Annotated in this window: 8 protein-coding genes; 2 read left to right on the plus strand and 6 right to left on the minus strand. The window is 37.3% G+C overall.

Annotation, left to right across the window (positions count from 1 at the left end):
- Positions 1-7 precede the first annotated feature (7 nt).
- The 4 genes from B2W36_RS00250 to B2W36_RS00265 are packed head-to-tail and all read right to left on the minus strand — an operon-like array spanning position 8 to position 6,456.
- Positions 8-1,609: a response regulator gene (locus tag B2W36_RS00250; protein WP_293879593.1), complete on the minus strand. Its 1,602-nt coding sequence runs from the start codon at positions 1,607-1,609 to the stop codon at positions 8-10.
- A 21-nt stretch (positions 1,610-1,630) separates the two neighbouring features.
- Positions 1,631-2,191 carry a chemotaxis protein CheB gene (locus tag B2W36_RS00255; RefSeq protein ID WP_209578603.1) on the minus strand — a complete coding sequence of 187 codons (561 nt, stop codon included), beginning with the start codon at positions 2,189-2,191 and terminating at the stop codon, positions 1,631-1,633.
- A 6-nt stretch (positions 2,192-2,197) separates the two neighbouring features.
- Positions 2,198-3,037, minus strand: coding sequence for a CheR family methyltransferase (locus B2W36_RS00260; RefSeq protein WP_293886102.1), 840 nt, complete (start codon positions 3,035-3,037; stop codon positions 2,198-2,200).
- On the minus strand, positions 3,025-6,456 hold the full coding sequence (locus tag B2W36_RS00265) for a hybrid sensor histidine kinase/response regulator (RefSeq protein WP_293886103.1): 3,432 nt from the start codon (positions 6,454-6,456) through the stop codon (positions 3,025-3,027). The genes B2W36_RS00260 and B2W36_RS00265 overlap by 13 nt, the downstream gene beginning before the upstream one ends.
- A gap of 735 nt (positions 6,457-7,191) precedes the next feature.
- Here B2W36_RS00265 and B2W36_RS00270 point away from each other — a divergent pair.
- Positions 7,192-7,710, plus strand: a complete 519-nt coding sequence (locus B2W36_RS00270) for a KdsC family phosphatase (protein ID WP_209578601.1) — start codon at positions 7,192-7,194, stop codon at positions 7,708-7,710.
- 2 nt (positions 7,711-7,712) lie between these two features.
- Positions 7,713-8,291 carry a Maf family protein gene (locus tag B2W36_RS00275; RefSeq protein WP_293879596.1) on the plus strand — a complete coding sequence of 193 codons (579 nt, stop codon included), beginning with the start codon at positions 7,713-7,715 and terminating at the stop codon, positions 8,289-8,291.
- 44 nt (positions 8,292-8,335) lie between these two features.
- Here the strand turns inward: B2W36_RS00275 and B2W36_RS00280 are convergent, their stop codons facing one another.
- Together B2W36_RS00280 and B2W36_RS00285 are read right to left on the minus strand one after the other, a co-directional pair.
- Positions 8,336-10,921, minus strand: a complete 2,586-nt coding sequence (locus tag B2W36_RS00280; RefSeq protein WP_293879597.1) for a TonB-dependent receptor domain-containing protein — start codon at positions 10,919-10,921, stop codon at positions 8,336-8,338.
- 266 nt (positions 10,922-11,187) lie between these two features.
- Positions 11,188-11,607 carry an HYC_CC_PP family protein gene (locus B2W36_RS00285; protein ID WP_293879598.1) on the minus strand — a complete coding sequence of 140 codons (420 nt, stop codon included), beginning with the start codon at positions 11,605-11,607 and terminating at the stop codon, positions 11,188-11,190.
- Positions 11,608-11,702 lie beyond the last annotated feature (95 nt).

Here is an 11,702-nt window from a genome sequence, read left to right on the forward strand (position 1 = left end):
GAAACTATCATTTCAATTTTGACAATAAAGTATCAATTGTTTTATATAGCTTGATCGGGTCGAATGGTTTTCCAACAACTTCATTTGCTCCAGCATCAAGAGCTTCCTGTTGTTCGGCTTGTAGCACAGACGCCGAAATCGAAATGATGGGCATATTGGCGATTACCGGATTTGTGTTTCGACGTATTTCCTTAATTGCTTCAAAACCGCTCATCAATGGCATGTGTGCATCCATAAATACCAGGTCGATTTTTTTCTTATTAATCTCTTCTAGGGCAATAAGACCATTGGTTGCCAAAGTAATATTGCAATTCCAGCTTTTGAGGATATTCGCCAACATGAAACTGTTCAATTCGTTGTCTTCTGCAATTAGAACCATTGGGAAATTGAACTTCGGCAATTCTGTGTAGAGTACTTGGGTTTCTTTCTCTACAGGCTTATCTTTGATTTTGTCAAAATTACATTCAAATGAAAACACGCTGCCCTTTCCGTATTCACTCGAGGCAAAGACTTTACCGTTGAGCAGTGCTGCAATCCGCTTTACGATGGCGAGACCTAATCCTGTACCTCCAAATTTTTTGGTAATGCTATCCTCGCCCTGTTCAAAAGCAATAAATATTTTTTCAAGGGCATCTTCTGCAATGCCAATTCCTGTATCGATGACCTGAAACCGTAAACAAATATTGTGGTTGTCTTCCGATAAGAGCTGAATTTTTAAGAGGACAGCGCCTTCGGCGGTGAATTTGAAACTGTTGGAAATAAAATTGGTCAATATTTGTTTCAATCGCAATGGATCTGTCAGAAAATAACTTGTGATGCGATCGTCGACATCAATTGAAAAATTCAGTCCCTTGTAGTTGGCTTTATCAATAAAGAGATTGTTTAGGTCATCTGTGATATCATGGACTGATGTGGATTCCATATTAAGCTTCATCATTCCTGAGTCAACCTTGGAAAGGTCCAGTATGTCGTTGATGATATTCAGCAAATTTTGCGATGCAGAGTCCAGTTTATTGATCCAATTTTCTTGTTCTAGGGTAAGCTGGGAGTTTTTTAGCATCTGTGTAATCCCCATAATACCATTAATAGGAGTACGAATCTCATGGCTCATATTCGCTAGAAATGTTTCCTTGGATTTTCTGGCAAGGTCGGCCTCCTCTTTAGCTTTAAGAATAGCTTGCTTAGATTCCTCTAAGGCAATGTTTTTTTCTTTAATTTCTTGCTGAATCAGTAGTTGCTGAACGAAAGATTTTACTTTTGCTATAGTGGCTTCTGGATTAAGTGGTTTATACAGATAATCTACAGCTCCGCTATTGAGCCCCTGTATAAGGTATTTATCTTCTTTAGAAATTGCCGTTACCATAATTGTGATAATATGGTTAGTTTTCGGATTATTCTTTAGAAAGGAAACGAATTCAAAACCATTGATTTCCGGCATCTGGACATCGACGAGCGCTAAATCAATCTGTTCTTTCCAACAGATCTTTAAAGCGTCATTGGGATCTGTACTCGTCACTATGTTTATATTTTCTATATCCTCCAACAGGGCTGTTAGACTGATAATGTTTTCAATTTTATCATCGACAATCAATATATTTATCTTCTTCATTATAGCAAATCTAACTACAATTTATGTCAACTGCTTGATGTAATCTTTAATTTCTTGAATGGTCAAAATACGTTCTTGTGCTCCAAGTTGAATAGCTGCTTCGGGCATAACGGGAACTTCAGCAGTTGTAGGATCTTGTACAACAGTTTTTCCTCCATATCGTTTTATCATGAGTAAACCTTGTGCGCCATCTTGATTCGCTCCTGAGAATAATATAGCAATACAGTTTTCTCTATATACTTCGGCTACAGACTCAAAAGTTACATCAATTGAAGGTCTTGAGTATTGAACAGGTTCAGAGATATCCAAAGAAAAACTATAATCTGGTTCAACTAATAGGTGATAACCAGCAGGTGCAAAGTAAATAGTGCCATTTTCTATTGCTTCTTTATCATCAGCGGTCTTTATTTTTTGAACGAGTGCTTTGGAGAGTGTTTCTTCGATGGTAGAAGCGTATTTAGGGTTTCTATGTACAATGACAATAACGGGTATGCGTATAGGGTGTTCCAATGATTTAAGAATGTTCAGAATCACACTAAAGCCACCTGCAGAGCCTGCTAACAAAAGAATTTTTCTTTCCATTTTCTATTACCCAATTTTTTGGTAAATATTATGTTTTTTGTTTACGATCTTAAATTTGGCAGCATCTTTATAATTGATCAGAGATTCCTTCGCCCCCAAACAGAGAAAACCCAGGTGACAGAGTGAATAATAGAATAAATCCAAGACTTTATTTTGCAAAGCAGTATCAAAATAAATCAATACATTACGACAGGTAATCATCTGAAATTCGTTAAAAACGCCATCGGATACTAAACTATGTATAGAGAAAAGGATATTTCTTTTGAGGCTATTATTAATTGTTGCGGCATTGTACATCGCTGTATAGTAATCCGACAATGAGTTTTTGGGTTCTGTTTTGATAAAGTTTTCCGAGTATTCTTTGACTTTTCCAAGAGAATAAATACCGCGTTTTGCTTTTTCTAGCACTTTGCCGTTAATATCAGTGCCATAAATGAATGCACGTTGGTAAAGATTTGCTTCTTCCAACAATATGGCTAGCGAATATACTTCTTCACCCGTCGAACAACCAGCGCTCCAAATTTTAATATGGGGATAAGTTGCAAGATAGGGGAACACCTCCGTTTTGACAGCTTTATAAAAATCTGGATCCCTAAACATTTCTGTGACATTTACGGTGATTTCCTGAAGAAAATAGGTGCTGAATCCGGGTTGATTGATCAAGTTGGATTTCAATTCCTGTAGATTGAATTTATTGAGTTCCATAATTCTCGTTACACGTCTTTTGAGAGATGCTCTGGTATAGCCAGATACATCATAACCGTGGAGATTTTTGACTACATCAATAATTTCTTCTAACTCTTCAAAACTTATCATTGCCACTTTTTTAACGGTTAACTCAGCCATACACGCATTAAGGATATTAATTTGTCTACGTCAACCGGTTTACTAATATAATCGTTTGCGCCAACAGCGATCGTTTTTTCGCGATCACCTTTCATTGCTTTCGCCGTCACAGCAATAATAGGCAGATTCGCAAATTTTTTGTTTGCCCTTATTTTCCCAATAGCCTCATAACCATCCATAACAGGCATCATAATATCCATTAAAACAAGATCAATCTGGTCATTTCGTTCGAGAATATCCAATGCCTCCTGACCATTATTGGCAATCTCAATCTTCATATCATAACTTTCAAACGCCGTGCTGAGGGCAAAAATATTCCGCATATCGTCATCTGCTAGTAGTACTGTTTTGGAAGCTAAATTGTTCTCAGCAATTACAGAGTTCCCCGAGTTGTTGAACATCGTGTATTCGTGTTTGTTGCTACGAATTTTATTTAAGAATAAATTTACTTCATCAATTAGACGGTTGTTTGACTTAGCGGATTTGAGAACCATGGCTTGGCTATGATGGAGTATTTCAGAAGTCTGCTCGGTACTGAGTTCCATTGCCGTATTGATGATAATCGGTAAATTCTTAAATTGATTGTTCGATTTGATTTCGTTCAGGAGTTCAATCCCCGATCTGTCTGGGAGATTTAAGTCCATAATGATACAATCAAATGATTTCTCCTGATTCAATAAATCGAGTGCTTGTCCCGCATTGAAGGCCTGAAAGATCTGAATATGCTGTTCTTCCAAAGATTGTTTGATAAAATCGCTTTGGATTTCTTGATCTTCCACCAACAGAATTTTTTTCAGTGGATGACTTGTCGATGCCTTTATTTTTAAGAAAGTTTCGGCCAGAGATTCTTCTGACACTGGTTTGGACATAAAGCCGATGGCTCCTGCGGAAATAGGTTCATCATGTAAAAATGTTCCTGCCGACATCATGTGTACTGGGATATCCTTGGTGTTGTCATTTTTTTTCAGGTTTCGAAGTACTTCCCAACCATCCATTTTGGGCAACATAATATCTAGTATCACCGCGGCAGGTAGTAAATTTTTAGCTTTTTGTAAGCCATCTTTTCCATCATAGCTGATGTAGACATCATAACCATTTTGTTCGGCATAGTCTTTTAAAATATCTGCAAAAATAAAGTCGTCCTCAATAATCAGCAATTTATTGTTTTTTCCATCGTTTTCTATCCCCTGAATTTTTGCAGCAATCGGAGTTTCATTTAGAATTAGCGGCGGATAATTATTTTCATTATCGATAGATGCTACTTTTAATAATGGGGTTTGTATTTCCTGTTCTAGTGGAATACTAAAGATGAAGATGCTACCTTCGCCGATTTTGCTGGATAAGGTTATTTTTCCTTTCAATAAATTGGCGATTTCCCGACAGATCGATAAACCTAAACCAGTGCCGCCATATTTACGGCTTGTTGAACCATCTTCCTGCTTAAAAGCATCGAAGATAAGCTCTTGTTTTTCAGGGGCGATTCCAATACCGTTATCTTTGACCGTAAAAATAAGATTTTGCGCGTCAGCTTTTATTCCAAAAAAAACTTCTCCTCTTTCACCCGTAAACTTAAATGCATTCGATAATAAATTCTTAAGGACTTGTTGTATACGATGTTCATCACCAACAAATTCCTGTGGAGCATTCATATCGACATCAAGTAGGAAGCGGATACTTTTGGATGCTGCGGTATCGTTGAAAAAATCTTTAATATAATTTACGAGAAAGTTGGTGTTGATCCGCTCTTTTTGTACCTCAACTTTGCCGGATTCTATTTTTGCCAAATCCAACAATTCATTGATTAAATGTAATAGATCTGAGCCGGCACTATGAATGACAGAAGCATATTTAATTTGATCTTCTGTGAGATTTTTCTTTTTATTATCCTGAAGCAATTTGGCTAGAATCAGAATACTATTAAGGGGTGTCCGTAATTCATGGCTCATATTGGCCATAAATTCAGATTTATACTTGCTAGATAGCTCTACTTCCTCTATTTTTTGGGCTATCGCCTGACGGGCTTTTTCCAGATCTTCGTTTTGAGCAAAGAGTAGTTTTGCTTTCTCATCCAACTCATTATTTGTTTGGATAAGTTCTTCTTGCTGCACTCTAAGTTCTTCTTCAGAGGCTTCTAATAGATGCGTTTTATGTATTAGCTCTTCATTCGTTGTTCTCAACTCTTCCTGTTGAGTCTCCAGTTCTTCGGTTTGTTGTTGAAGTTCCTCATAAAGATCGGCAAGCTTCCCATGCGTTTGGGCCACTTTAATGATAACGGCAATGTTATCTTTCGCTTTATTTAAAAAGTTAAATCGCAGTTTTTCGTCTTTCTTGTTGACAACTGGGCAGCATATCTCCATGATACCGACACAATGTTTTTCATAAGAAAAAGGAATAATATAAATCTCAGTTTCTACCCGATCTGCCAATGAGGTTTCTAATAAAAGGTGCTTGTTGTTAATATCTTTAATTTTAACAACCTCATGATTGTTTGCGACCTCGCCTAATATACCGTCATTTTCCTTAAATGTTTGTTTGATATATTGTGTTGCGGAAATGCCGATTTTGTGGCAAAGCTGATATTCCTGATAATTGTCGTCGAAGATATAAACTGTTCCTCCCAGTGCTCTAGTCGACGAGGCAATCGCCTGTAGGCTTATTTCAGCAATTTTCTTGTCTGTATAATCTCCACGTAACTGTTCATCGATGCTACTGATTGCATTCAAAATCCAGTTATCATTGTTTGTTTGTTCCTGCAATAGTTGGAGACGGCTGTTAGACTCCTGCTGACTTTTCACGGTGGCCCTTAGAAATCTTGAGATAGAAGAAATCTTGGAAAGAATATAGAAGAATCCACTTAAGCCTATAGCAATGAACAGGTAGGTAATGTATTGGGCTATTTGCAGATCGTTTCTAGATTTTTCTAAAAGATTTCCCCGCTGATCCAATAAGTCTTTTGACATTAGATCGATCTGACCTAATATGGAGGCTTTTTGTTCGTGAATGTGATTGGATCTGAATTGAATTTCTCTTGTATCTGCGATATCTTTTTCAAAGTTATAAAATGCTGAAATTTCTTTGCGCAAGCTTTCAATTTTGTTCAATGGGAAATGATAGAAATCATCTTTAAGGCTTAATGAGCGGAGTAGTTCATCGGTTTTTCTTAATTCCAATTTGTAGGGAATAAATAGCGAAGCATCTTTCTTATTCAGGTAATCAAGTTTGACATCATTTACTTCGTCTACATTTGATTTAATTTCATTAATAGTATTAAATCTATTTTCGGCGATTTGAACGATAGTTCGCTCGTTATTTAAATTATGATGCAGCGATATGAAAAAATATAGGGCTGAAAGGAAGATAAGCAAAAAAGAAATGATCACTCCTAGGGTAATTTGCTTTCTATAGTTTTTTCGATTCATGTGAGAATGAGTTTATCGTTTTACTTTTCTGTAGGTAATGTTTTTTGATTGTACCTGGGGAAAAAGATATATGTAAAATAACAAAAAAACTTGCTATTAATCAAAAGCTACAATAGAAACAGCGCTATAGAAAAGTCAAGGGGCATCCCAAATACATTTATATCGACACGACAGTCTTTTTCTATTCCTGATGTGTAGCTCATTATTCGGGCAAGTATAGCATCGTATAAAAAAGTTTGGACTAGGATGCCAATGGATCAGTTTCAAAAGCTGTGGACTAAACAAATAATTTGGTCAATCTGAACAGGAAAGAAAGTAGGTAAAAACAAAACCCTGATGATGGGCACCAGGGTTCGTTACTAACCAATTATAAACCTAAATTATGAAAAGACTCTTTAAAGGCCGCTAAACTAAATTAGTTGCCGTTTTTTTTACTATGAAAACTAAAATGATTGTTTTTTTATCTTTTGCAAATAAAACGTGAATAACGTCTTTGATTGCTTGCTATTAGTGTTTCATAGTGAGATAACCTTTAATTATCTTCAACAAAGATACAGTAAATATGCAGTAGCTTCCAAATATTTTTTCTAATAAGTTGCTAATACAACTATGTTGTGACACACAAATGATATTTTGACTAATCTGAATAATTATTTGACAGGGTTGGTCATTGGATTAATGTCATTACTCGAATTATTTATTAGAAATGCCTTACATTTACAAAAATATATTTTTATGATATTGACCGAATTTAAATCGATAAAGGCTTTTGTATTGGATGTGGACGGTGTGTTGACTGACGGAACCGTGCAGGTAAATGAAGACGGACATCAATTGCGCACCTTTAATATCAAAGATGGATACGCAATGCAGTTGGCAATCAAAAAAGGTTATCCGATTTTTATAATTACCGGGGGTGGATCGATCGGTGTTGAAATGCGTATGAAAGGATTGGGTGTTAGTGAAGTACATTCAAAAGTGAGTGATAAGCTTTCAAAAATGAAAGAACTTGCTTATGCTTACAAGTTGGAATTAAATCAGTTGATGTACATCGGTGACGATGTACCTGATTTCAGCTGCATGAAAGCAGTTGGTGTAGCTGTTTCTCCAGCGGATGGTGTGGAAGAAATTAAGGAAATTTCACATTATGTGTCTGGTTTTGGCGGCGGTAAGGGGGTTGTGCGTGAAATGATCGAAAAAGTAATGAAAGTGCAGGGCAATTGGTATGAGGACGAAACGATAAAAAGTATATAAGAATGTTGGAAAATATAAAAAATAGTACAGTGATATTAGGGTCTCAATCCCCACGGAGAAAACAGTTATTGGCAGGGCTTGGTCTGACATTCGAAGTTGAGGTAAGGGAGACAGCGGAATCGGTTGATCCAAATCTTTCTGCTATAGAGGCTGTTCGTCAAATCGCTATTTGTAAAGCCGAAGCATTTAGGGATACAGTAGATTGTTTGATTATCTGTGCCGATACGGTTGTAGTTTCTGATAAGGGCGAAATTTTGGGTAAACCAAAAGATGCGCAGGAAGCTATAACAACTTTAACAAATTTATCTGGTAAGAAGCATTTGGTATTGACTGCAGTAGCGATCTTGTGGAAAGGCAAGATTAGCACTTTTGTCGAAAAGACAACAGTCTATTTTTATGAATTAAATCGGGATGAAATCGAATATTATGTTACTAAATTTGCTCCGTTAGATAAAGCTGGTTCTTATGGAATACAGGAATGGATCGGCTTAATTGCCATAGAAAAAATAGAGGGAGAATATAATAATGTCGTCGGATTACCAACGGCAAAGCTTTATCAAGAATTGAAAAAATTAGTATAAAAAAGCGGCAGAAACCGCTTTTTTATACTAATAGATTTTCATTTTTATTTGATGAAATACCGAATACCAGTGTAGAACATGCGTCCTGTTAAGGGCCCCCAAAGCATTGATGTATCAAAATAGTTTCCAAAAGGTTGATCTGCTGCGAGGATTGGCATACGTTGGAAATAATTAGATAGATTTTCTCCACCAACATACACGGTCAAATTTTTCTCTTTCCCAAAAGTTTTGCTAATCTGTGCATTCATTGTCGCGTATGCTTTCGATGCTGTAGGCATCTGATATTCGACAGGGTTTTCAATGGTTGATGGAATGCGTTTTTGTCCAACCACATTTAATGTATAATCTACACTCCAGCCAGCATGGTGGTTATAGGCTAGGTTGACAAAGCCGCGGTGTTTAGCCAATAGCGGTTTGGTCTTTCTGCCACTTTCGAAATCAGTCTGCACATCAAGTAGGCGATAGGCCAACCTCGTTTCAAAATGAGGAGCTGGCATAAAACGAAATTCTGTTTGTAAGCTATTGGAGAAAGAATTTCCAGACAAATTATAGAAATTGATTTCTCGGGGATTTTCATAATCTACGACAACCTGGTTAGAAAAGCTGTTATGGAAGAACTCAACAGATGCCGAAGCCTCTCGTCCAAATATTTGCAAACTTTGGTCTATCGCTATTCCGCTGTTCCACGAAACTTCCGGTTGGAGCCCATAAGCTTTATCGTATACATTAGGTGATTGAATAATCAATTTTCTGCTACTTGCCAGGACTGCGGTATTCTCTGCAAATATATTTGCTGTACGTTGACCTCGTCCAGAACTAGCCCGAATTGTTGTTCCTGAAATCGGCGCATAACGTAAATGTATACGAGGAGTTGTAAACCAACCATACAGGGAGTTGTAGTCTTGGCGTAGACCAATGATAGCATCAAACTTTTCTGATGGACTATAGGTATATTCCGCAAATGCGCCCGAAACAACCTCTTTACGTTTGAAGTTTTTGTCTTTTAAGTACCATTCGTCGTAATTGTCATAATTAACCGATGCTCCAACACGATATTTATGGGCAACAGTTCCGATGATATCTTGAAATAAGAGGTTGGCATAGCCATTTTGTTGCTCCGAATCGTAGTTATTAAGCCCAAAATAGCTTTTCTGATTATAGTTTGATCCTGCGAGTTGGAGACCAATGCTACGGTGCTTATTTTCGGGGAACACGTAACCAATTTTGGCAAAACCTTCTACGCGTTCAATATCAAATCCTAAACCATAGCGATTTGTGGTTCCCTTATCTGTCTTTTCGTTGAAATCAATCTGTCCACCCGTACGGTCATCATTGAGATATTTGACCCCAAATTGTACCATCAGCCCTTTTCCATTTTCATAAAACCAGCGGTTGACACCGGAGAATAAATTACCCACTGGTATATCTCTAAACCCGTTGTGACTAAAGTTCATAGACTTATTGTACATAAAATTGTCGTGCAATAGGACTGCCGTCGACCAATGTTGACCAATTTTTTGTGAAAGATTTAAGTTGACATCTGTGCGGCCCATGTTGTTCGCATAGGCATTAAAAAACAATCTTTCCGAATTTTGAGGTTTCTTCAGTTCGACGTTGATCTGTCCGGCCATGTTTTCGAAACCGTTAGCAACGGAACCTATGCCTTTCGCGATTTGAATTGATTCAATCCATGTTCCTGCAATAGAATTTAAGCCTAATGGAGAAGCCAGCCCACGCGGCCCGGGTAAGTTTTCGACAGTTAATTGGGTGTAAATACCACTCAGGCCTAGCATCTGAATCTGTTTACTACCTGTTACAGCATCAGCACTGACAACATCGACAGAAGCGTTAGTTTCAAAGCTTTCGCTTAAATCACAGCAAGCTGCTTTAAAGAGCTCTTTTCCCGTGAGAACTTCTAATCGTGCAGGTGTCATACGGTCGATGTAATTTGAGCGTCGTGTTCCTTTAACCTCAACTTCCATCAACACATTACCCTTTGCTGTAATCATAATGACTTCATGCAGATCTTTGATGGTGATGGTGTCAGGTTTCATTCCAACGTAACTTACCACCAATTTGTCGAATCCTTCTTTATGGTCTAATTTAAAAACGCCATTTTCGTTTGTCCTTGTATTTTTGGTAGGCAGGTTGGCCCAGTGTAAATTGGCTCCAACAATGGGTTTAAGATCCCCCTTTTTGTTTTCTTCAACGACCACACCGGTTACTGTATGTGGATGGTCATGGTTATCGGTTGTTATAGTTTTCTTTTCGGGTATTTTGCCATTTTCCAATCGCGGATACATACAACATTCATGGAGCTTAGCATAGGATTCATCAGTGGCAACTAAGTTGTCTACATCATGGCCAACTTGAGCGATATTTTTCTTGATTGTCTCCAGCTGAACTTTTTGGGAGTTATATCTGATTTGCAAGAGGTTGTCTCCTGTATTCCAAACGGCCGTTTCTACACCATGCATTTTCGCTGCGGTTTCAATGCGTTTTTTACACATGGCACAATTCCCAGCTACGGTAAGCGTCCTCGTACTGTCGGTCTGTGCCTGTACAAACGCCAGAAAAAATAAGGTTAGAATGGTTGTCGTATATATTTTTTTGAAAATTTGATTCATCATTTTAATTAAGAGTATTCGCTTCAACTAGCATTTAATTTTTACCTCCATGATATCGCGCAACCATATGCAAGGAGTACGGATTTATTTTTTTCAGTTCTACAATTTTTTTGCTGAACGATTTAAAATCCGCTTTTTTTGTTCCGTGATACGCTACGGAAAGATGATTGTTGGGAATAGCAGTCTGCCATTCTTATGAAAATATAAAAATTATACTGCGCTTAAATCAATTCAAGAAAGTGAACTGCGTTCAGTGAAAAGAGGTAATATTAAATTCTAAAATTTTGATTGAGAATAAAAACAGGAGGGCTCTGTCTATTGTTGCTCGCAAAACCGGTATACTTTAGTTTAGAAAAATCGTCTTCCTCCCCAGAGAAATGATAATAATTAAGTATCCAATGAAGCGTAATTATTGCGGGAGAAAAAGTATTAAAATCAAGATTTTGTGTTACTCTGCTGAAGTTGTCGACCTTGTGTGCTTCGATCTTAACATCTTTACAGCTTCCTGTTTCATGACAGTGTTTCTGCTGTTTTTTTGTAGACTTGGCACAAAGAGGGCAGGCTATATTATGGCTTTCCGATAACGAGACACTTTGTGTTTCCCCTTGGCAAAAATGAAGATGCACTGAGGCACCACTTGCTGCGAGCAAATAGAAAAATAAGCCGATAAATAGTGCGATTTTCTTCATCGAGACAAAAATAGAGAAAATATGCAATTTTTTTTTGTAAAATTTTGGATAAATGTTATAACTTGTAGACACAAATGAAAAACCAAAAATAACCA

It is taken from the genome of Sphingobacterium sp. UBA3549 (assembly GCF_002376635.1).
Lineage (GTDB): Bacteria > Bacteroidota > Bacteroidia > Sphingobacteriales > Sphingobacteriaceae > Sphingobacterium.

What these genes read in the sequence shown, in the direction of transcription:
- B2W36_RS00250 (WP_293879593.1), bottom strand. Translation starts at nt 1,609, where the DNA reads ATGAAGAAGATAAATATATTGATTGTCGATGATAAAATTGAAAACATT.
- B2W36_RS00255 (WP_209578603.1), bottom strand. Translation starts at nt 2,191, where the DNA reads ATGGAAAGAAAAATTCTTTTGTTAGCAGGCTCTGCAGGTGGCTTTAGT.
- B2W36_RS00260 (WP_293886102.1), bottom strand. Translation starts at nt 3,037, where the DNA reads ATGGCTGAGTTAACCGTTAAAAAAGTGGCAATGATAAGTTTTGAAGAG.
- B2W36_RS00265 (WP_293886103.1), bottom strand. Translation starts at nt 6,456, where the DNA reads ATGAATCGAAAAAACTATAGAAAGCAAATTACCCTAGGAGTGATCATT.
- B2W36_RS00270 (WP_209578601.1), top strand. Translation starts at nt 7,192, where the DNA reads ATGATATTGACCGAATTTAAATCGATAAAGGCTTTTGTATTGGATGTG.
- B2W36_RS00275 (WP_293879596.1), top strand. Translation starts at nt 7,713, where the DNA reads ATGTTGGAAAATATAAAAAATAGTACAGTGATATTAGGGTCTCAATCC.
- B2W36_RS00280 (WP_293879597.1), bottom strand. Translation starts at nt 10,921, where the DNA reads ATGATGAATCAAATTTTCAAAAAAATATATACGACAACCATTCTAACC.
- B2W36_RS00285 (WP_293879598.1), bottom strand. Translation starts at nt 11,607, where the DNA reads ATGAAGAAAATCGCACTATTTATCGGCTTATTTTTCTATTTGCTCGCA.